Annotated in this window: 21 protein-coding genes; 8 read left to right on the top strand and 13 right to left on the bottom strand. The window is 70.5% G+C overall.

Annotation, left to right across the window (positions count from 1 at the left end; translation table 11 throughout):
• Positions 1-8: 8 nt before the first annotated feature.
• Positions 9-1340, bottom strand: a complete 1332-nt coding sequence (locus ACFVW6_RS24125) for an FAD-binding oxidoreductase (RefSeq protein ID WP_378829985.1) — start codon at positions 1338-1340, stop codon at positions 9-11.
• Positions 1341-1708: 368 nt separating this feature from the next.
• Between ACFVW6_RS24125 and ACFVW6_RS24130 the strand changes: the two genes are divergently transcribed.
• A complete protein-coding gene (locus ACFVW6_RS24130) occupies positions 1709-2041 on the top strand; it encodes a hypothetical protein (protein WP_357349591.1) in 333 nt (110 codons plus the stop codon).
• A 55-nt stretch (positions 2042-2096) separates the two neighbouring features.
• Complete coding sequence (locus ACFVW6_RS24135; protein ID WP_378829987.1) at positions 2097-2600, top strand: GtrA family protein; 504 nt, start codon at positions 2097-2099, stop codon at positions 2598-2600.
• Here the strand turns inward: ACFVW6_RS24135 and ACFVW6_RS24140 are convergent.
• From ACFVW6_RS24140 to ACFVW6_RS24150, 3 genes are read right to left on the bottom strand one after another with little or no spacing between them, the layout of a single operon-like run.
• The gene (locus tag ACFVW6_RS24140; protein ID WP_378829990.1) at positions 2571-3245 is read right to left on the bottom strand and encodes a Type 1 glutamine amidotransferase-like domain-containing protein; all 675 of its coding nucleotides are present in this window, start codon (positions 3243-3245) and stop codon (positions 2571-2573) included. The genes ACFVW6_RS24135 and ACFVW6_RS24140 overlap by 30 nt on opposite strands.
• Positions 3245-4087, bottom strand: coding sequence for a maleylpyruvate isomerase family mycothiol-dependent enzyme (locus ACFVW6_RS24145; RefSeq protein ID WP_378829992.1), 843 nt, complete (start codon positions 4085-4087; stop codon positions 3245-3247). Before ACFVW6_RS24145 ends, ACFVW6_RS24140 begins: the two co-directional genes overlap by 1 nt.
• Complete coding sequence (locus ACFVW6_RS24150) at positions 4084-4527, bottom strand: HIT family protein (RefSeq protein WP_355283371.1); 444 nt, start codon at positions 4525-4527, stop codon at positions 4084-4086. Before ACFVW6_RS24150 ends, ACFVW6_RS24145 begins: the two co-directional genes overlap by 4 nt.
• Positions 4528-4935: 408 nt before the next feature.
• Here ACFVW6_RS24150 and ACFVW6_RS24155 point away from each other — a divergent pair, with 408 nt between their 5' ends.
• The 5 genes from ACFVW6_RS24155 to ACFVW6_RS24175 all read left to right on the top strand — a co-directional run bounded on the left by ACFVW6_RS24155 (position 4936) and on the right by ACFVW6_RS24175 (position 10411).
• Entirely contained in the window at positions 4936-6054 is a 1119-nt protein-coding gene (locus ACFVW6_RS24155; protein WP_378829996.1) for a Re/Si-specific NAD(P)(+) transhydrogenase subunit alpha, read from the top strand.
• On the top strand, positions 6054-6356 hold the full coding sequence (locus ACFVW6_RS24160; RefSeq protein ID WP_019045334.1) for an NAD(P) transhydrogenase subunit alpha: 303 nt from the start codon (positions 6054-6056) through the stop codon (positions 6354-6356). Before ACFVW6_RS24155 ends, ACFVW6_RS24160 begins: the two co-directional genes overlap by 1 nt.
• Positions 6357-6373: 17 nt before the next feature.
• Positions 6374-7792, top strand: coding sequence for an NAD(P)(+) transhydrogenase (Re/Si-specific) subunit beta (locus ACFVW6_RS24165; protein ID WP_378830083.1), 1419 nt, complete (start codon positions 6374-6376; stop codon positions 7790-7792).
• Between the two features lie 175 nt (positions 7793-7967).
• Complete coding sequence (locus ACFVW6_RS24170) at positions 7968-8981, top strand: alpha/beta hydrolase (protein WP_378829998.1); 1014 nt, start codon at positions 7968-7970, stop codon at positions 8979-8981.
• Between the two features lie 35 nt (positions 8982-9016).
• Entirely contained in the window at positions 9017-10411 is a 1395-nt protein-coding gene (locus ACFVW6_RS24175; RefSeq protein WP_378830000.1) for a serine hydrolase domain-containing protein, read from the top strand.
• Between the two features lie 9 nt (positions 10412-10420).
• On the opposite strand, the gene ACFVW6_RS24180 is transcribed toward ACFVW6_RS24175, so the two are convergent.
• The 4 genes from ACFVW6_RS24180 to ACFVW6_RS24195 all read right to left on the bottom strand — a co-directional run bounded on the left by ACFVW6_RS24180 (position 10421) and on the right by ACFVW6_RS24195 (position 13911).
• Positions 10421-11164 carry a hypothetical protein gene (locus tag ACFVW6_RS24180; RefSeq protein WP_378830002.1) on the bottom strand — a complete coding sequence of 248 codons (744 nt, stop codon included), beginning with the start codon at positions 11162-11164 and terminating at the stop codon, positions 10421-10423.
• Positions 11165-11234: 70 nt separating this feature from the next.
• Positions 11235-11906, bottom strand: coding sequence for an isochorismatase family protein (locus ACFVW6_RS24185; RefSeq protein ID WP_378830005.1), 672 nt, complete (start codon positions 11904-11906; stop codon positions 11235-11237).
• A gap of 24 nt (positions 11907-11930) precedes the next feature.
• The gene (locus ACFVW6_RS24190) at positions 11931-13067 is read right to left on the bottom strand and encodes an isochorismate synthase MenF (protein WP_378830007.1); all 1137 of its coding nucleotides are present in this window, start codon (positions 13065-13067) and stop codon (positions 11931-11933) included.
• A 10-nt stretch (positions 13068-13077) separates the two neighbouring features.
• Positions 13078-13911: an SDR family oxidoreductase gene (locus ACFVW6_RS24195; RefSeq protein ID WP_378830010.1), complete on the bottom strand. Its 834-nt coding sequence runs from the start codon at positions 13909-13911 to the stop codon at positions 13078-13080.
• A gap of 87 nt (positions 13912-13998) precedes the next feature.
• On the opposite strand from ACFVW6_RS24195, the gene ACFVW6_RS24200 reads away from it, so the two are divergent.
• A complete protein-coding gene (locus ACFVW6_RS24200; RefSeq protein ID WP_378830012.1) occupies positions 13999-15657 on the top strand; it encodes a (2,3-dihydroxybenzoyl)adenylate synthase in 1659 nt (552 codons plus the stop codon).
• Positions 15658-15700: 43 nt separating this feature from the next.
• Here ACFVW6_RS24200 and ACFVW6_RS24205 read toward each other — a convergent pair whose 3' ends face one another.
• The 5 genes from ACFVW6_RS24205 to ACFVW6_RS24225 are packed head-to-tail and all read right to left on the bottom strand — an operon-like array spanning position 15701 to position 19980.
• Positions 15701-15916 carry a phosphopantetheine-binding protein gene (locus ACFVW6_RS24205; RefSeq protein WP_355283398.1) on the bottom strand — a complete coding sequence of 72 codons (216 nt, stop codon included), beginning with the start codon at positions 15914-15916 and terminating at the stop codon, positions 15701-15703.
• A gap of 2 nt (positions 15917-15918) precedes the next feature.
• Entirely contained in the window at positions 15919-16758 is an 840-nt protein-coding gene (locus ACFVW6_RS24210) for a siderophore-interacting protein (RefSeq protein ID WP_378830015.1), read from the bottom strand.
• A complete protein-coding gene (entS, locus tag ACFVW6_RS24215) occupies positions 16755-17981 on the bottom strand; it encodes an enterobactin transporter EntS (protein WP_378830018.1) in 1227 nt (408 codons plus the stop codon). The genes ACFVW6_RS24210 and entS overlap by 4 nt, the downstream gene beginning before the upstream one ends.
• Positions 17978-18976: an ABC transporter substrate-binding protein gene (locus ACFVW6_RS24220; protein WP_378830020.1), complete on the bottom strand. Its 999-nt coding sequence runs from the start codon at positions 18974-18976 to the stop codon at positions 17978-17980. The genes entS and ACFVW6_RS24220 overlap by 4 nt, the downstream gene beginning before the upstream one ends.
• A gap of 8 nt (positions 18977-18984) precedes the next feature.
• Positions 18985-19980 (bottom strand): ABC transporter substrate-binding protein, encoded by a 996-nt coding sequence (locus ACFVW6_RS24225; RefSeq protein WP_378830023.1) that lies wholly within the window; start codon positions 19978-19980, stop codon positions 18985-18987.
• Between the last annotated feature and the right edge of the window lie 7 nt (positions 19981-19987).

A 19987-nucleotide genomic window follows, 5' to 3' on the forward strand; every position in this document is an offset into this window, starting at 1 on the left:
TTGTTCCGCTAGAGCACCGCGCCGGGGTTGAGGATGCCCGTGGGATCGAGCGCGTCCTTGATCCGCCGGGTCAGCGCCATCACCTCGGGTCCGACCTGGTCCGGCAGCCACGCCTTCTTCAGCCTGCCGACCCCGTGCTCACCGGTGATGGTGCCGCCCAGCGCGATGGCGAGGTCCATGATCTCGCCGAACGCGCGATGCGCGCGAGCGGTGTTGTCGGGGTCGGTGGGGTCGTGCACGATCAGCGGATGGGTGTTGCCGTCGCCCGCGTGCGCGATCACCGACACCAGCACGTCGTTGCGCTCCCCGATGGCGGCGACCCCGGTGATCAGCTCGCCCAGCCGGGGCAGCGGCACCCCGACATCCTCGAGCAGCAGCGGTCCGATCCGCTCCACCGCGGGAATCGCGAATCGCCGTGCGGCGGTGAAGGCTTCGCCCTCCTCGGGGTCTCCGGTGTCGAAAACCTCTGTCGCTCCGGCCTTCTCGCACAGCGACACCATGAGCTGCGCTTCGTGCGCGGCGAACTCGCCGGGCGCGTCGGACCGGGCGACCAGCAGGGCGGCGGCGGTGCGGTCCAGCCCCATCCGCATCTCGTCCTCGACGGCGTTGATCGCTACGGTGTCCATGAACTCGAGCATCGCCGGGCGCAGGGTCGAGGTGATGGCCAGGATCGCGTCGGTGGCGGCGGTGAGCGTGCCGAAACTCGCGACCACAGTCGCCTGCGGCGGCTGGGCCGGCAGCAGACGCAGGGTGAGCTCGGTGATCACGCCGAGCGTGCCCTCGCTGCCGACGAACAGCTTCGTCAGCGACAGCCCGGCCGAATCCTTCAACCGCGGCCCGCCGAGGCGCACCACCGTCCCGTCGGCCAGCACCACCTCCATCCCCAGGATGTAGTCGCTGGTGACGCCGTACTTCACACAGCACAGCCCGCCCGCGTTGGTCGCCGCGTTGCCGCCGATCGAGCACATCTCGAACGAGGACGGGTCGGGCGGGTACCACAGGCCCTGCGCCGCGACGGCCCGCTTCACCTCCGCGTTGATCAGTCCCGGCCCGACGACGGCGGTCCGGGTGACCGCGTCGACACTGATCTCGCGCATCAGTTCGGTGCTCAGCACGATCCCGCCGTCCACCGCGGTCGCCCCGCCGGACAAGCCCGACCCGGCCCCGCGCGGCACGACCGGCACCCGCCCCGCGTGCGCCCACCGCAGCGTGGCCGCCACGTCGGCGGTGTCGCGGGCCCGCACCACCGCGATCGGGGTGCCCGCGTCGGGATCGCGTGCCCAGTCCTGCCGATAGCCCGCCAGCAGATCGGGATCGATGACCACGGCCCCCTCGGACACCGCGGAAATCAACGCATCGAGGTCAACCCTGCTCTCGTCCACCCACTCAAACTAACCCGCGGCGACCACCCCGCGCCGGTACTCGGGCCGGACTCGTGATCAGCACGAAGACGCACCGGAGCGTGATGGTCGGTTGACCAATGTGATGTGCGGCCGACCAAGTGAATTCGCGCATGATTGTGATCCGGCGCGCCCGGTTGGTGTATACGGCGTCCAACCCGTCACAATGCCCATAGCGGGTGTGTTCGACGGCGATTCGCCGCCGCGCACCCGGCGTGTTTCGCATTCCGCTCTACGGTGCGCCCGCTCGCGCATCGCACACATCGACGCGCAGCGTCGCACCGTAACTCGCCGGGAGGGGCCGGAAGATGAAGGAACCGCAGGACCGCAACGAGCTGGTCGGCGCCCTGCTCGCCGCCGAGTACGCCGATGCCGGGATCGACTCCGACGCCATGCGCCGGGTGCGCGACGGCGAGCACGAGGAGTGGCTGTCCGCGCTGGAGGCGACCGGCATGTTCGGCATCCGCGCGCTGGCCGAGATCGCCGGCGAATGGACCGCCGACCCGCGCCTGCTGCGCGACGCGCTGCTCGCCGAGGCCGACGAGTTCACCCGCCGCCGCTGCCTGGCCACCTGGACCGCCCTCGGTCGTCCGGCCGCCGAGCCGCCGGCGCGCGCGGTGGCCGTCGCCGTGCCGCACTGAGGCCGTTTGCCGGCTGCTCATCTCGACGTCATCTCGCGCTGGCACGCTGACGGTCGTGGAGCAGCACACGGGTGTCACCGACTCGATGGCCGACCGGTTCACCCGCTGGTGTGAGGCCGTCGTCGCCCGCCTGCCGTTCGGGCTGGACCGGATCGTGCCCGCGACACTGCTCGGCTTCGGCCTGATCAACAGCTTCACCTTCGGGGTCGACCTGCTGCTGCTCACGCTGCTGCACTCCGGGCTCGGGCTGCCGGTGCCGGTGTCGATCACGCTGGCCTACATCGCCGCGTTCGGCCTGGCCTTCCTGCTCAACCGCACCTTCAACTTCCACTCGCACGCGCCGATGGGCAAGCAGGCGGTGGTGTACGCGGTCGTGGTGCTGGTGAACTACCTGGCCTTCATCCTCGGGGTCGGTTCCGGGCTGGTGGCGCTCGGCGTGGAGTACCACGTCGCGCGGCTGGCCGCCGGGGCCTGCGAGGCCGTCTACATGTATTCCGCGATGCGCTGGATCGTGTTCCGGCGCAAGCGATCAGCCGAGCCGGTCGTCGCCGATCGGTGAGCGGCCGCGCAGCACCTCGGTGTGCTCGCCGTCGACCAGGACGACGTCGTCGTCGGTGAGCGCCCAGTGCGCGGTGCCGTCGGCGCGATAGCGGGCCAGCAGCCGCGCGGACTCGCCGTCCGGGTCGGTGGGGGAGTCCAGGTGGACGACGAGCGGGCGATCCACCAGACCCAGTCCGTCCCACCGTGCTTCGACGCCGGTGGCCTGCCGCACTTCGGCGGGGTCGTCCATCGTCTCCAGGCCGTGCAGGTCGGGGGCGAGCAGGCAGGCGCCCGCGCTGTAGCCCGCGTAGACCAGGGCGTCCTCGGCGAGCAACGCGGGAAGCACGGAATCGGCTCCGCTGCGGGCGAATTGGGCCCGCAGGACGAAGGTGTTCCCGCCGCGCACCCACAGCATGGCGAACGCGCGCAGGTGCCGTTCCAGCTCGCCCGGCTTGCCGACGTAGTCGCGCAGATCGACCACCTCCGGCGCATATCCGTGCTGCCGAAGCGGGGTCAGGTCACTGGCCACCGCCGACGCCCACGCGGCGGGCCACGCGTCGCAGGCGTTGGGGATCACCGCGACCCGGCCGCCCGGCGCGCCGACCAGCCCGCCGAGCCGGTCGGCGAAGGCGCCGAACCGGTAGGACGCCAGGAACAGCCGCATCAGATGGTGAAGGCCAGATTCTGCACGAGGCGCTCGCCGAGGGCCTCGTCCCCGGTGACGGTGACCTCGTCGCGATGCGCGTCGGCGGTGGTCCGGCCGCCGCGCAGGCGGGCGAAGAGACCGGAGTCCATGCTGATCACGGCGTTCGGCTCGGCGTCGGCGGCGTCGAGGACCGTGCCGCGGCCGTCGACCACCGCGAGGTGGATCTGCCGGGTGACCGGCCCGGTGAGGTCGAAGGTCAGGCGGGTGCCGTCGGGGGCCTTGGCGCCCTTGACCACCGCCCGGCCCAGCCCGATGGTGAGTTCGGCGAAGGCGGTCTCGGCGCGCGCGCCGCCCTCGGACACGGTGCGGCCGATGCCGTCGGCGAGGTCGAGCTCGTGCATCCAGCAGTCGAACAGGCGGACCCGCATGAACCGGCCGTAGGGCACCTGGCCGACCGGCGACACCGTCGGCGTCTGCCAGGCCTGCTCGTCCATCGCGACCAGCGCGGCCCGCCGGCGATCGGTCACCTCGTCGAACAGCGCGAGCAGGCGCTTGCCGGAGAGCGGGCGCAGCCGGTCGACCCAGATCTCGTTGAGCACCGCGACCTCGTTGCGCACGTGCGGCAGGGTCCGCACGTCGGTCTTGGGCCGCAGCGGGTCGTGCGGCGGCGGGGTCTCGCCGAGCAGCCACGACTCGGTGCCGATCACGTGCGCGACCACGTCGAACAGCGTCCAGCCCGGCAGCGGCGACGGCTTGCGCCACGCCTTCTCGTCGAGGTCGGCCACCAGGTTCCCGATGGCCTCCCACTGCTGGGCGAGCAGGTCGGTGAGCTGCTCGCGGTCGGGCGTGCCCTCGGTCATCCCTGTGCTCCTTCAGAGTCCAGCGCCGTCAGGCCGGCGCGGATCGCGGCCGCGGTCGAGTTCGGTTCGTGGGGACGGCGCAGCAGGAAGCCCTTGGCGAAGCTGAGCTTGTCACCGTGTCGGCGCGGCACCACGTGCAGGTGCACGTGACCGACGGTCTGGAAGGCCGCGGTGCCGTCGTTGAGGATGAGATTGGCGCCGTCGCTGCTCAGGCCGCTGCGGCGCAGGGCGCGCGCGAGCCGGTGCCCGGTGCGGAAGAGCGTCGCGCCGAGATCGGGATCGAGGTCGTCGAGCTCGGTGGCGTGCTGTTTGGGAACGACCAGGGTGTGCCCCCGGGTGATCGGCCTGATGTCGAGGAACGCGCACACCGCGTCGTCCTCGTAGACCTTGGTCGCCGGTGCGGCACCCGCCACGATCCGACAGAAGACGCAGTCGTTCACAGCGACGACCCTACGGTGTGGTGTGGGTCGCGCAACAGTCCGAACCACCTGCGGGCATGACGCGCGTCACGTGCGCCCAGCAAGCCGGTCGTCTGACCAGTATTCGTACCCGGAGGTAGGTAGCTCACCGGCAGGTGCGGTCTTGTCCGGCCCTACCTGCGGCGACGAATCTGAGGACGGGCGCGGGGTCGCGCCCGAGGCGCGGAAACGTCGTCAACTTGGCGAAACGGGTCGGCTCTGTCCGATTTCCCAGTGGATGGTCCAGCCCGCCGATGTGACCGGCATCTCGGCTAGGCTCACCGCGAGCCGAGTACAGTAGCGAGGATTTCAGCCGAACCTACTCGCAAGTAACGTCGGCTGACCCGTTGTTCCCCGGCTCGAAGCCAGCACAAGAAGGAAGTCTGACTAGTGGAGACAACGCAAAACGTGGGCGAGGGTTCGCCGCGCGGCGCGCGTGTCGGAGTCGTTCGCGAATCCGGTGCGGGTGAGCGGCGGGTCGCATTGGTGCCCAAGATCATCCCCGTCCTGTCCAAGCAGGGTGTCGAGGTGGTCGTGGAAGCCGGTGCCGGCCTCGGTGCCCTCATCCCCGACGAAGCCTTTGTCGAGGCGGGCGCCACCATCGGCGACCCGTGGTCGGCCGAGGTCGTCGTCAAGGTCGCCCCGCCCAGCGATGCCGAGGTGGCCAAGCTGTCGTCCGGGCAGACCCTGATCGGGTTCCTCGCGCCCCGCAACGCCGAGAATCAGATCGGCGCGCTGAAGTCCGCCGGGGTGCAGGCGTTCGCCGTCGAGGCGATCCCGCGTATCTCGCGCGCCCAGGTGATGGACGCGCTGTCCTCGCAGGCCAACGTCGCCGGCTACAAGGCCGTGCTGCTCGCCGCCTCCGAGTCCACCCGCTTCTTCCCGATGCTGACCACCGCCGCCGGCACCGTGAAGCCGGCCACCGTGCTGGTGCTCGGTGTCGGTGTCGCCGGCCTGCAGGCGCTGGCCACGGCCAAGCGCCTCGGCGGCCGCACCACCGGCTACGACGTGCGTCCCGAGGTCGCCGACCAGGTGCGCTCGGTCGGTGCCCAGTGGCTCGACCTCGGCATCGACGCCGCCGGTGAGGGCGGCTACGCCCGCGAACTCACCGACGACGAGAAGGCCCAGCAGCAGAAGGCACTCGAGGACGCCATCAAGGGCTTCGACGTGGTCATCACCACCGCGCTGGTGCCGGGTCGTCCCGCGCCGCGCCTGGTCACCGCCGCCGCGGTCGAGGGCATGAAGCCCGGCAGCGTGATCGTCGACCTGGCCGGTGAGACCGGCGGCAACTGCGAGCTCACCGAGCCGGGCGAGATCGTCGTCAAGCACGAGGTGACCATCGCCTCGCCGCTGAACCTGCCCGCCACCATGCCCGAGCACGCCAGCGAGCTGTACTCCAAGAACATCGCCGCGCTGCTGGAGCTGATGCTGGTCGACGGCAAGCTCGCACCCGATTTCGACGATCAGGTGCTCGCGGATTCCTGCGTCACTCGTGAGGTGGAAGCCTGATGTACACCGAACTTCTCGCCAATATCGCGATCCTGGTTCTGTCCGGATTCGTCGGCTTCGCCGTCATCTCCAAGGTCCCCAACACCCTGCACACCCCGCTGATGTCGGGCACCAACGCCATCCACGGCATCGTCGTGCTCGGCGCGCTGGTGACGCTGGGCAACGTCAAGGACCCGTCCCTGCTGGTCCAGATCATCCTGTTCGTCGCCGTGGTGTTCGGAACGCTGAACGTCATCGGTGGCTTCGTGGTCACCGACCGCATGCTCGGCATGTTCAAGGGTAAGAAGAAGGCGGCCGAGTGATGCACGCAGTCGACAACATGACCTACCTGGTCAACGGCCTCTACATCGTGGCCTTCTCCATGTTCATCTACGGTCTGATGGGCCTGACCGGCCCGAAGACCGCGGTGCGCGGCAACCAGATCGCCGCCGTCGGTATGGCGATCGCGGTCATCGCGACGCTGATCTCCATCCGGCACACCGAGTTGCTGAACTGGATCCTGATCGCCGGCGGCCTGATCGTCGGTGTGGCACTGGGTGTTCCGCCCGCCGTGCGCACCAAGATGACCGAGATGCCACAGCTGGTCGCCGCGTTCAACGGTGTCGGTGGTGGCACGGTCGCGCTCATCGCGTGGGCCGAGTTCATCGACAGCTCCGGCTTCTCCCAGCTGCACGACGAGCCGAACATCCACATCATCATCGGCTCGCTGTTCGCCGCGGTGATCGGTTCGGTGTCGTTCTGGGGCTCGATCATCGCCTTCGCCAAGCTGCAGGAGATCCTGTCCGGCAAGCCGATCGGCATCGGCAAGCTGCAGCAGCCGCTGAACCTGCTGCTGCTCGTCGGCGCGGTGGTCTGCGCCGTGGTGATCGGCCTCGGCGCCGACAACGGCGGCGTCTCGCAGCTGTGGATGATCGCGCTGCTGGTGCTCGCCGGCATCCTCGGCCTGATGGTCGTGCTGCCGATCGGCGGCGCGGACATGCCCGTCGTCATCTCGCTGCTCAACGCCCTGACCGGTCTTTCGGCCGCGGCCGCTGGTCTGGCGCTGAACAACACCGCGATGATCGTCGCGGGCATGATCGTCGGCGCGTCCGGCACCATCCTCACCAACCTGATGGCCAAGGCCATGAACCGGTCCATCCCGGCCATCGTCGCCGGTGGTTTCGGTGGCGGCGGCGGTGCGGCCGCGAGCGGTGGTGGCGAGGCCAAGTCGGCCAAGGCCACCTCGGCCGCCGACGCCGCGATCCAGATGGCCTACGCCAACCAGGTCATCGTGGTGCCCGGCTACGGTATGGCCGTCGCCCAGGCCCAGCACGCGGTCAAGGAGATGGCCTCGCTGCTAGAGGGCAAGGGTGTCGAGGTCAAGTACGCGATCCACCCGGTCGCCGGTCGGATGCCCGGGCACATGAACGTGCTGCTGGCCGAGGCCGAGGTCTCCTACGACGCGATGAAGGAAATGGACGACATCAACGGCGAGTTCAACCGGACCGACGTGGTCCTGGTGATCGGCGCCAACGACGTCACCAACCCGGCCGCCCGCGAGGACAAGTCCAGCCCGATCTACGGCATGCCGGTCCTCAACGTCGACCAGGCCAAGAGCGTCATCGTGCTGAAGCGCTCGATGAACTCCGGCTTCGCCGGCATCGACAACCCGCTGTTCTACGCCGACCACACCTCCATGCTGTTCGGCGACGCCAAGAAGTCCGTCGGTGCGGTCACCGAGGAACTGAAGGCGCTGTAACCCACGCGGCTACGCACACGGGCCCCGCTGTTCTCCGAGAACAGCGGGGCCCGCTGCTGTTGGCGACCGCGACAATCGATGGTTGTGTCGCACACCACATTCCCGCTACTCTCTTGCTTGAGACGATGGCGTCTCAAAAGAGGCCGGGGAACCGGTGCGCAGAACGGAGTCCTCGATGACGAGGTCACTCACCCGCCGACCACGCCCGCTGTTCGTCGCGGTGCTGGCGGCGGTACTCGCCGTCGGCCTTCCCGGCCTCGCACACGCGCAGGACATCACGCCCGGCGTCACCGCGCAGAGCGTCTTCGATCGGCCGGGACCGCACCCGGTGGCCACGCCGACGGTCACCAACCCCTGTCAGGAATCCGTCGCCGGGATGATCGCGCACCTCACCGTGCACCTGTTCGGCAACCGGGACGACGCGCGATGCACCCAGGCGTTCCCCTACGGCTTGCAGTCACCGGTCGGCGTGAACACCTACTACCCGGCCGATCTCGCGGATGCGGACACGGCCCCGCTGATCCTGTTCGAGGGCGGCATCACCTCCAATCCCGGCATGTACGACACCCTGGCCCGGCAGTGGGCAGGCCACGGCTTCGTCGTGGTGATCACCTACGACTTCGTCAACTCGCTGGCCTACCTGCCCGCGATCGGCCTGGCCGCGGCGATCGACCAGCACCGCGATCCCGGTTCGCCGCTGTTCGGGCGGATCGATCTCGGGCGCACCGTGCTCGCCGGGCATTCCGCGGGCGGGGGCGCTTCCCTGCAGGCGGCGGCGCTGTTCCCATCGATCGCCGGGGCGTTCGATCCGGACTTCGCGGTGATCGGAGTGCTGGCGATCGAACCGGGTCCGGTGGGCGTGGGCGCCCTCATCGGGGTGCCGACGCTGTTCCTCACCGGCTACAACGATTTCGTCGTTCCCGATTTCGCCTGGGTGCGCTGGTGGCAGTACAACCTCACCTTCCACGCCCCGGCCTGGATCGCGAATGCCCTTGGCGTGAGCCATTTCTCGCCTGTCGACGGCCCCGGCGCCTACCTGTCCGCCGGGACGGCGGTGGCCTGGCTACGGTACGTCGCCTTCGACGACGACACCGCTCGCCGGTTCTTCGTCGGACCGGACTGGCTGCTGCGGGCGGATCGCACCTACTACAGCGTCGAGCGCAACGCACGGGCCGACAGCCTGCGATGAGCTACCGTCCCCCGACGATCGGAAAGAGATCCGCCATGTCCCGCCGCCTGTTCCGGCCAGCTGTCCTCGCGGCCGCCGCGCTCACCGCCCTCGTGGCGGCGGGGCCGGTCGTGTCCGCCGACCCGGGCGGCGAACACCGCTGCGCCGAGCCGGTACCCGGGCACGCGGCGCCGCGCGCGACCCCCGAGGACGTGGGCATGGACGCCGCCGTGCTGACGGACGCGCTCGACTTCGGCACGCGCGCGGGCGGAATCGCGGTCCAGGTCTATCGGCACGGCTGCCTCGTCGGCGACCGCACCCCGACCGCGAACGTGCCACTGCCGCTGGCCAGCGCCACCAAAGGCGTCACCTCGGCGGTGGTCGGCAGGGCCGTGACCCTGGGGCGCCTCGACGTCGACGACCCGCTCGGGAAATTCTTCCCCCGGGCCGACCCGGCGCACGCGAATCTCACGGTGCGCCAAGTCTTGACCCAGACGACCGGCCTGCATTTCAGCTGGCCCGCCGACCTCGCCGGACTCCAGACCGACGCGGTCGGGCAAACGCTCGCCGCGCCCGCCGACCACGCCCCCGACAGCACATTCCAATACGCCCAGAACACCCCGATGCTGCTGGCGGAGATCGTCGAGATCGCCACCGGCGTCGACTTCCAGGGCTTCGCCCAGCGAGAACTGTTCGCGCCCTTGGGCATCGACCGCGCCAACTGGGTGTGGCTGCGCGACCGCAGCGGCAACACCGCCGTCAACGGTGGGCTGGCCATGCGCCCCGACGACCTCGCCCGCCTCGGCAGGCTCCTGCTCCAGGAGGGCCGCTGGGGTGGCGAGCAGCTCATCGCCGCCGACTACCTGCGTGAGGCGACCACCGGTACCGCCGCCAATCCGGGCTACGGATTCCTGACCTGGCTCAACTCCGGCGATACCTATCGGGGCACCGAGGTGCCGACCGCGGTCTCCTACGATCGCCCGCAATTCCCCGGCTCCCCGCGCGACATGTACTCCTACGAGGGCGCACTCGGCCAGTTCCTGACCGTCATCCCGAGCCGCGACCTGGTCGTGGTGCGCCTCGGCGTCCCGCTGCGGGTCGACCTGGACAACCCGGTCGCCATGCTCACCGGCAGCGGCAACCCCGACAACAAGGAGCTGTTCCAGCGCGTCACCCGGGCGGTGACCGGAATCCCCGCCGAGCCCTACGTCGACCCGCTCGGCCTCGACCATCCGCCGCTGTCGATCCGCACCCCGGACGACCTCGCCCGGCTGGCGGACCCTGGCACCGCAGCGGCCATCCTGCTCGGGGTCGGGCCGTACGCCTCGACCGGCTGCAACATCCTGTGGTGCGACGGCTCGTTCGTCGCCGTCGACGTGTTCCGCCTCGTCCTCGATGTCGGCGGGCAGGTGGCGGCCGCGGTGCTCGCACTCGGCAACGCGCCGCGCTGAGGCGCCGGCTCAGTACGGCCGGTTGTGCTTGCGCGTGCCGGGGAGGTCCAGGTACGGGCAGTCGGCGGAGCCGGTGCGCAGGGTGGCGGTGGGGTCGTCGGGGGCGATCCACAGGAGTGTGCCGTTGTCGAGCCAGGGCCGCAGATCGAAGTCGCGGTGGTTCGAGCCCCAGTTGTCGTCCCAGGCCGCGTATCTGCCCGGGGCCTTGTCGACCAGGTAATGATCACTGCCCCAGACCGGTTCGAGCGCGATGCCGCGTGGCCGGTAGGTGGCGCAGTGATAGGTGATCGGCCAGCCGGTGTGCGGGCCGATCCGCACCTGGGTGATCACGGCCCGCATGTCGGGATGACCGAGGACCTCGGGGAAGACGTAGGGCACATCGGGGCCGAGCACACGAAGGAACGGCGCGGGCGCCATCGGACCGTCGAGCCGCATCGCGCCGACCATCAGCAACCAGCTGCGCGGCACCGGGTCCAAACGGCGCTGCGTATGGAACGAACTCCAGAACCAGCCGTCGACGTCGACGATGTCGAGCGGCCAGTACACCAGTTCATCCCGGAACGGGCACCGCGACACCACGATGTCGGGCAGCAGCTCGCGGTAGCGCTCGTGCAGCGCACTGGCACCGTAGAAGGCGGCCCACCCCTCCTCGCACGCGCCCAGCTCCTTGTAGACCGCGGTGAGGCGGTTGCCCTCTTCGAGCAGCGCCGCCCGCTCGGCGATGAACGGCTCAACGCCGACGATCTTGCGCACCGATGTCCCCCCACTCCCACACGACAGTCGCGGGTCCGACTGTGCCACAGCCGGACCCGCGTGCCAATCGTCAGGCGGTGCGCCGCTGTGCCTCCTCGGCGGTGGGCGCGGTGCCGAGCTGCTGGATCAGCTCCTCGGTCCCGGTGACCGCGCCGCAGCGCCGCGCGACGTAGTTCAGCGCCATCAGGTGCTCGTCGCGGCTGAAATCGGCGGTCGCGTTGAAGACCAGGAACGGCCGCACATCGCTCATGAACGCCTCGGCGGCACTGAGCATGCAGCCCATGTGGGTGTACACGCCGGTGATCAGCAGCTGGTCGCGGCCGTAATAGCCGAGGAGTTCGCGCAGGTCGGTGCGCTGGAAGGCGGAGTACCGCCACTTGGTGACCTGGATGTCCTGCGGCTCGGGGGCGATGGCGTTGATCACCTCGGTGTCGGCGCCCTCGGCCATGCCCGAACCCCAGAAGTCGGCGAGGATGCCGCGCCGCGAGGGGTGCTGGTTGCCCGGCTGCATCGTGTAGATCACCGGGATGTCGAGTTCGTGGCAGCGGTCGCGCAGCCGCGCGATGTTCGCGATGAGGGTCCGGGCGGGGTCGCGGTAGATGTCGTAGGCGTCGAGGAAGTACTGCTGCATGTCGTGGATCAGCAGGGCGCTGCGGCCGGGTTCGACGGTCCAGGCCACCTGGTCGGCGGTGAACTCGTCGGCGCCGGGCATCGGATACGGCGCGATCTTGGGAATCGGCATGACGGCCTTTCGGTGGGGTCGGCGTCAGCCGACGGAAACGGGCAGGTCGGCGATCCCGAGCGGGGCGAGGATGCGCTGGAATTTGCCGGTGGTCTCGGCCAGTTCAGCCGCGGGACCGGACGCGGCGACGATGCCGCCGCCCGCGTGCGCGAGCAGGGTGGTGCCGTCGGCGGACAGCTCGGCGCAGCGGATGCTCACCATCCACTCGCCGTTGCCGTCGGCGTCGCACCAGCCGACCGCGCCCGCGTAGAACCCGCGTTCACCTTCGAGTTCGGCGATGAGCCGGGCGGCGGCGCTGGTCGGCGTGCCGCAGACCGCCGGGGTGGGGTGCAGGGCCACCGCGAGTTCGAGCGCGGAGGGACCGGCGAGCGGGACGGTCGCCGAGATCGGCGTGCCGAGATGCCACATGGCCGGCGTCGCGGTGAGTTCCGGTGCGGACGTGTCGACCTCGGCGCAGCGGTCACTGAGCACGGCGGCCACCTGATCGACGACATAGCGGTGCTCGGCGTGGTCCTTCGTGGAGGTGAGCAGCGCGTCGGCGGCGGCGCGATCGGCGGCCGGGTCTTCGGTGACGCGCCGGGCCGAGCCCGCCAGCGGGTGGCTCAGGATCTCGGTTCCGGTGCGGCGCACCAGGATCTCGGGACTGGAGCCGACGAGGTGGCGGCCGGGATAGCGGCCACCGGCGGCGGAGAGGTCGACCAGGAAACCGTTCGACAACGGGTCCGAGGCCACCATCAGATCCAGGATGTCCTTAGCCCGCACCGGGTGCGGTGACACCGCGCGAATAGCCCTGGCCAGCACGACCTTACGCAGGGGATGGCCGGGATCGGCGAGCAGTTCGACGGCACCGGCCACCCGTCGCTGGTGCTCGTCGGGAGCGGGCACCGCCGCGTCGATGGCGAAGTGGGGGAGTCGGGTGCCCGGTGCGGGACGGTGGGGCGCGTCGGTGACGCGCACCGAGTCCGGCGCCCACAGCGCCGTCGGCGCACCGGGGGTGAAGGGCAGCGCGCCGACGATGTGGCTGATCCGGCCGCTGCGCAGCGCGGTCACCGCGTCGTGCGCCGATCGGAAGATCGTCCCGCCCGCGGACGCGGACACGGTCCGCTGCGGACGGGACAGGACGAAAGCGGGGTCTGAACTGTCGGTACTGATGGTGCTCACCCTTTCGGTTTCACATGTCGAGCGTCGCGCCACCGTCGACCCGCAGGTCGTGCATGGTGATGTGGCGGGCGCCGTCGGACGCCAGGAAGTGGACGGCCGCCGCGATGTCGGCGGGAGCGGCGATGCGGCGCAACGGGATACCGAGCCGGTAGACCGCGGGGTCGCCGTCGAGGAGCGCGGTCTCGGCGTCGTCGTCGAGCGGCGTGCCGCCGAACATGTCGCGCAGCATGGCGGTATCGGTGGACCCGGGGGACACGAGATTGACCCGCACCCCGAGCGGCGCGACCTGCAGGGCCAGCGACCTGGTGAAGGCGGTCGCGGCCGCCTTGGCGGCGCCGTAGGCGGCCATGCCCACGCGCGGTGCGGCCGCGGCGTTGGAGGAGACGACGACAATCGACCCCCGGCCCGCGGCGGCCATGTCGGCGGCCGCGCGCTGGGTGACCAGCATGGTCCCGGTGGCGTTCACGCTCAGGCATCTCGCCCAGTCGGCGGCGTCGAGTTCGAGGGCGCTCCCGCCGACCATGACGCCCGCGGCGTGTACCACCACATCGGCCGGTCCGTGCGCGGCGGTCAGCTGGTCGAAGGCGCGCCGCACGGAGTCGGCGTCGCTGACGTCCACCTCCAGGCTGTGCACAGAAGCCGTTGGGGGACAGTCGATGTCATCGCGATCGACTCCTTCCGGCGGAGCGGCGAGCGCGGCGGCGGTCGCGTGTACCCGGGGATCGAGGTCCCACAGGGAGACGACCCGGTCCTCGGCGGCGAACCGGGCGGCGATCGCGGCGCCGATACCCCCGGCCGCGCCGGTCACGACAACGTTTCGTCCGGTGAGATCACCATTTGACATGAGGTTAGCCTAACCTGAATTCATCGTCGGATGGTTACCTTCCCTCACAACATCCGACGGGAACGCCCGCAGGTCCGTTGGAAAGAGGTGCTCGACTTGACCGATCCCGTGCTCCCCGGCTTCACCCCGTGGCCCACTGAGCTGGCGCAACGCTATCGAGAGCAGAACTGTTGGACCGGTGAGACTTTCGCCGATGTGCTCGCCGCGCGCGCGGCCGCCGCACCCGACCGGATCGCCGTGCTCGACCCGGCGAACAGCTGGACCTACGCCGAGCTCGACCACCGGTCGAGTGCGCTCGCCACCGGCCTGGCCCGGCTCGGCCTCGGCGCGGGCGACCGGGTGCTGGTCCAGCTGCCCAACCGCGCCGAATTCGTCGAGGTGATCTTCGCGCTGTTCAAGCTGGGCGCGCTGCCGGTGTTCTGCCTGCCCGCGCACCGCGGTGCCGAGCTGGTCCCGATCGCCACCGCCGCCGCCGCGACCGCGATGATCACCTGCGGCACCCACCAGCGCTTCGACTACGCGGCGCTGGCCGAATCGGTCCGCGCCGAGGTGCCGAGCCTGCGGCACCTGCTGCTGGTGCTCGACGAACCGGGACGGGAGCTGTCCGACGATGTGCACGACCTCGCCGAATTCCGGGACACCCCGGGCGAACTGGCGGGGCCGTCGGCGAGCGCCGTCGCGTTCCTGCAGCTCTCCGGCGGTAGTACGGGCATCCCGAAGCTCATCGCCCGCACCCACGACGACTACCTCTACAGCGTGCGGCGCAGTGCCGAGATCTGCGAACTCGACAGCGACACCGTGTATCTCGCGACACTGCCGGTGGCGCACAACTTCCCGATGAGTTCGCCGGGCATCCTCGGCGCGCTGTGGGCGGGCGGCGCCGTCGCGCTGACCCCCGACCCGACGCCGGCGACGGCGTTCCCGCTGATCGAGCGGTTCGGCGTCACCATCACCGGCCTGGTGCCGCCGCTGGCCCGGTTGTGGACCGAGCGGGCCGAAGCGGGTGACACCCCCGATCTGTCCAGTCTGCGGGTGGTCCAGGTGGGCGGGGCGCGCTGCCAGGAGGAGCTGGCCCGCCGGGTCGGCCCCGCCCTCGGCGTGACCCTGCAGCAGGTGTTCGGCATGGCCGAGGGGCTGGTCTGCTACACCCGGCTCGACGATCCGATCGACGTGGTGGTCGGCACCCAGGGCCGTCCGATGTCCGAGCACGACCGGATCGCGGTGGTCGACGACCGCGGCGCCGAGGTGGCACCGGGCGCGACCGGCAACCTGATCACGCAGGGGCCGTACACGATTCGCGGCTACTACGACAACCCCGAGGCCGACGCCCGCAGCTTCACCGCCGAGGGCTGGTACCGCACCGGCGACATCGTCTCCGTGCGCCCGGACGGCAACCTGGTGGTCGCGGGCCGGGCCGGTGACTGGGTCAACCGGGGCGGGGAGAAGGTGTCGGCCGAGGAGCTCGAGGCGCATCTGCTCGAGCACCCGGACGTGCGCGACGCGGTGATCGTCGGCACCCCGGATCCGGTGCTGGGACAGCGCATCTGCGCGTTCGTCCAGCCCGCCGATCCGGCCGTGCGGCCGTCCCTGATCACGGTGCGTTCGTTCGTCCGCGCGCGCGGTGTCGCGGCGTGGAAGATGCCCGACACCGTCGTCGTCGTCGACGAGTTCCCGGCGACCGGCGTCGGCAAGACCAGCCGCAAGGAGCTGCGGCAGCTGCTCGCCGACGGCGCGCTCGGGCAGTGACCGCGCCGGGGGCGGCGCGCTCATCGCGCCGCCCCCGGGCCGGTCAGGCCAGTTGCTCGATCCATGAGCCGAGCACGGGATCGCCCGCCAGCGTGGGGAAGTCGATGTGGGCGTAACCGTCCGACCGCCATTTCTCCACCAGCGACATGATGCGCACCGAATCCAGTCCGGCGTCGAGCAGATCGGTCTCCGCGGTGAGTTCGGCCGGGTCCACACCCAGCGCCGTGGCGACATCGCCGATCACCTGATCGTCGGTCATGGTCATTCCTCTCGATCGAAGTCGGCGACGCCGCGCTTCCAGTAGCCGGCGATGAGCGAGTCCTTGGGGCCGATGCCCAGGTCGGTGCGGACCACCTTGCGGATGCCGCGCAGGCAGCCCGCCTCGCCCGCCACCCAGGCGTAGACCCGCTGTCCGGCAGCCACTTCCACGGTGCGCACGGCCTGCTCGAGGATGTCGCTGGTGCCCGCTTCGGCCGCGCCGCGATGCAGCCAGCGCACCTCGACGCCGTCGGGGGCGTCGATCGCGATCTGCTCGGCCGCGTCGGCCACCTCGATGAAGGCCCAGCCCGCCGCGGTGCGCGGCATCCGTTCCAGCCAGCGGGCGATGGCGGGCAGCGCGGTGATGTCACCGGCGAGCAGGTACCGGTCGTAGGAATCCGGGACGACGACGCCGCCGGGCGGACCGGCGATGTGCACCTTGGTCCCCGGGGTCACCGTGCTCGCCCAGTCGGAGGCGAGGCCGCCGGGGTGGAGGGCGAAATCGATGTCGAGTTCGCCGTCGGGAATGCTGTGGCGGCGCACCGTGTACTCGCGCGAGACCGGGCGCGGCGTGCCCCATTCCAGCGAGGTGCCGTCGCGTTCGGGTAGCCGCAGCACGCCGTCCTCGCACGGGAAGATCAGGCGCACATGCTCATCCGGGACATAGCTGTGGAATGTCGCCAGCTCGGGCCCGCCGAAGGTGATCCGCAACAGCGCGGAGCCGATCCGCGCCGTGCGGATCACCTCCACTTCCTGCAGGCCGATCGGGTAGGGGACCTTCGCGCCGTGCGTACCGCCGAGCACCTCGGCGATGTTCGCGGCGTAGGCACTGCGATCCTTCACCTCTGTTCCTTTCTGTGCAGCGGCCCGGCGGCGAGCGCCATCAGGCCGGTGAGTACCAGGACGACGGCGCCGTAGAGCACGAGCGCGGTTCCCGGAGCGAAGAATTGGCCGACGGCACCGGCCACCATGGAGCCGACCGCGGTACCGGTGACCGACTGCACCATCAGCAGTCCCGACATCCGGCCGCGCATGTGGTCCGGTGCGGCGCGTTGCAACATCGCGTAGCGCAACACCATGTTCACGGCCCTGGCCAGGCCGAACCCGGCGAGCCCGAGGAACACCAGCGCCGCGTGCGACCACAGCCCGGCCGCGATCACGCCGAGCGGCATGAGCGCGAGCGAAACCAGCAGCGCCAGTCCGGTATTGGCGCGACTCATCCAGCCACTGGTGAGCGAGCCGAGTACCGCGCCCGCGCCGGGCGCCGCGTAGAGCAGGCCCAGAGTGCCGGGGCCCGCGTGGAGTTCGACGTCGGCGAAGGCGGGCAGCAGCACCAGTGGTCCGCTGACCAGCATCGCGATCAGGCCGGTCAGCAGGATCAGCCGGATGGATTCGTGGCGCACCGCGAAGGTGATACCCGCGGCCAGTTCGCGCAGGGGGTTCTGTAGATCCCGCTCCGGCGGGGGTGACGGGCCGATCGCGGTGATCAGTCCGACGGTCGCGGTGGTCGCGAGCGCGCAGAGGAAATAGGCCGAGGCCACGCCGGTTTTCGCGACGAGCAGCCCGGCGATCGCCGGGGTGATCATGGTGCCGAGGTCGGTGGTCAGCGACACCAGCGCGCCCGCGGCCGCGACCTTCTCGCGGCCGACGAGCGCCGGAACCATCGCCATCAGCGCCGATCCGCTGACCCCGCCCGCGAGGCCGTCGATGACGGCGGCGAGGTAGATCACCGGCAGCAGCGGGTCCGGCAGCACGGCGTTCACGCCGAGCAGCAGGAAGCCGATGCCCGCCGCACTGCGCGACCACTGGATCACCGTGCGCCGGTCGTACCGGTCCGCGACCACGCCGCCGGCGAGACTGCCCGCGAACAGGGCCGCCGCGGTCGTGGTGGCGACCCCGGCGACCTGCAGGCTCGACCCGGTCAGCTGATAGACCTGCAACGGCACGGCCACCATGAGCAGCCCGATGCCGAGCACCGACACCAGCCGCGCCGCGAACGCGCACCGGAACGGGCGCGACGCCCGCAGCGGGCTGAGGTCGAGGAGCAGGCCGCCGGTCGCCGTCACTTGAAACGATCCTTCAGCAGCTCGAGGGTGCTCATGACCGTGCGATAGTCCGGTCGTGAGCTGATCGCGGGCAGCTCGTACACCGTGTTCGCGGTGAACGACGGCAGCTTCGCGTAGAGCGGGTCGGTCCGCAGCTGCTCGAGTGATCGTCCGCCGTTGATGGTGACCACGAAGGTCACCGGTGCGTCGACCACGGTGTTGAGCAGCTCCGGGCTCATCGAGAAGTAGTCGGCGGCCTCGGGCATCTCCGGGTTGCCCGCCTTGGCCTTCACCTGCGTGTCGAGGGCGAAACCGACCTCGGCCAGCAGTTTCGGCAGCGCGGCCGTCGGCACGAAGACGACCGGCTTGTCGCCCTTGGCCGACTGCACCAGCGTGGTGTTGCCCGCCGGGATCTTGATGGCGGACTTCACCTCGGCCAGCTTGGTGCGGTAGTTGCCGAGCAGGCCGTCGACCTGGTCGCCGCGGCCGACGAGGTCGGCCAGGTAGCGCAGCTGGTCCTGCCAGTCGGTGGTGGTGGCCGGCATCAGCGCGGTCGGGGCGATGGCGCTGAGCTGGTCGTAGGCGTTGAGCGTCTGCTGAGCCGGGTAGCCCTGACCGCCGCCGATGATCAGATCGGGCCGCTGGGCGGCGACGAACTCGAGATTGATGTCCTCGCCGGTCGGGACGACCTGGGTGCCCTGCTCTTTCGCGTCGGCGGCCCACACCTGCGGGAACTCGCCCTTGGGCGTGGCGACGCCGAGCAGTCGCGGATCGGCCGCGACGACCGGGGCGTCGAGGTCGTAGAGGTAGCCGGCCAGCGCGCCGTTGAGTACGACGATGCGCTTGGGGTCGGACGGCACCGAGACGGTGCCGCGCGCGGTGGCCACCTCACGGGTGCCCGAGGCGGTGTCCTTCGCCTCGTCGGCGGACGTGCCGCAACCGGTGAGGGCGGCGATCGAGGCGACGGCCAGGACGGCCAGGGCCGCGCGGACGCGGCCGGCGGATCGGGTGAACACGGCCGGCCTCACTTGAAACGCTCGACGAGCAGGTCGAGGGTGCTCATGACGGTGCGGTAGTCGGGGCGCGAGCTGGTCGCGGGCAGTTCGAAGACCTTGTTCGCCTTGAACGAGGGCAGCGTCGCGTACATCGGGTCGGCGCGCAGTTCCTCGAGCGACCGGCCACCGCTGAGCGGGATGGTGAACAGCACGGGCGCGTCGATCACGGTGTTCAGCAGTTCGGGGCTGAAGCTGATGAAGTCGGCGCTCTGCTCCTTGGCCGGGTTCCCTGCCTTGGCCTCCACCTGGGTGTCCAGGGTGAAACCGACCTCCGAGAGCAGGGTCGGCAGCGCGGCGGTCGGCACGAAGACCGTCGGCTTCTGGCTCTTGATCGACTGCATGACGACGGTCGCGCCGGCGGGCGCCTTGATCTTGCTCTTGGCCTCGGCCAGCTTGGCCTGGTAGTTCGCGATCAGGGTGTCGACCTTGGCCGGCTTGTTCACCGTCGCGGCGATGAAGCGCAGCTGGTCCTGCCAGTAGGTGGTCTCGGTCGGCAGCAGCACGGTCGGGGCGATGGCGGTGAGCTGGTCGTAGGCGTTCACCGACTGCTGGCCCGGGTAGCCCTGGCCGCCGCCGATGATCAGGTCGGGGCGCTGGGCGGCGATGAACTCGAGGTTGATGTTGTCCCCGGACGGCACGGCCTGCGTGCCCTGCTTCTTCGCGTCCTCGGCCCAGCCCGCGGGGAACTCGCCCGGCTTGTTGGGCACGCCGAGCAGGCGCGGGTCGGCCGCGACGACGGTGGCCTCGAGGTCGTAGAGGTAGCCGGCCAGGTTGCCGTTGAGCACCACGATGCGCTGCGGGTCGGCGGGCACCTTGACCGGGCCCTTCGCGGAGGGCACCTCACGCGGGCCGGTGTCGGCGGACCCGGAATCCGAGCTACCGCACGCGGTGAGCACCGCGACGAGCGCGAGAACCAGGAAGGCGAGGGCGGCGCGGAGGCGGCCCGATGAGCGGTTGGTGAACATGGACGGG

It is taken from the genome of Nocardia sp. NPDC058244 (assembly GCF_042882065.1).
GTDB lineage: Bacteria > Actinomycetota > Actinomycetes > Mycobacteriales > Mycobacteriaceae > Nocardia.

Bases quoted from the DNA above. Each gene is read 5' to 3' on its own strand.
- ACFVW6_RS24130 (WP_357349591.1), top strand. From the start codon at position 1,709: ATGAAGGAACCGCAGGACCGCAACGAGCTGGTCGGCGCCCTGCTCGCC.
- ACFVW6_RS24140 (WP_378829990.1), bottom strand. From the start codon at position 3,245: ATGCGGCTGTTCCTGGCGTCCTACCGGTTCGGCGCCTTCGCCGACCGG.
- ACFVW6_RS24145 (WP_378829992.1), bottom strand. From the start codon at position 4,087: ATGACCGAGGGCACGCCCGACCGCGAGCAGCTCACCGACCTGCTCGCC.
- ACFVW6_RS24160 (WP_019045334.1), top strand. From the start codon at position 6,054: ATGTACACCGAACTTCTCGCCAATATCGCGATCCTGGTTCTGTCCGGA.
- ACFVW6_RS24165 (WP_378830083.1), top strand. From the start codon at position 6,374: ATGACCTACCTGGTCAACGGCCTCTACATCGTGGCCTTCTCCATGTTC.
- ACFVW6_RS24170 (WP_378829998.1), top strand. From the start codon at position 7,968: ATGACGAGGTCACTCACCCGCCGACCACGCCCGCTGTTCGTCGCGGTG.
- ACFVW6_RS24175 (WP_378830000.1), top strand. From the start codon at position 9,017: ATGTCCCGCCGCCTGTTCCGGCCAGCTGTCCTCGCGGCCGCCGCGCTC.
- ACFVW6_RS24185 (WP_378830005.1), bottom strand. From the start codon at position 11,906: ATGCCGATTCCCAAGATCGCGCCGTATCCGATGCCCGGCGCCGACGAG.
- ACFVW6_RS24195 (WP_378830010.1), bottom strand. From the start codon at position 13,911: ATGTCAAATGGTGATCTCACCGGACGAAACGTTGTCGTGACCGGCGCG.
- ACFVW6_RS24205 (WP_355283398.1), bottom strand. From the start codon at position 15,916: ATGACCGACGATCAGGTGATCGGCGATGTCGCCACGGCGCTGGGTGTG.
- ACFVW6_RS24225 (WP_378830023.1), bottom strand. From the start codon at position 19,980: ATGTTCACCAACCGCTCATCGGGCCGCCTCCGCGCCGCCCTCGCCTTC.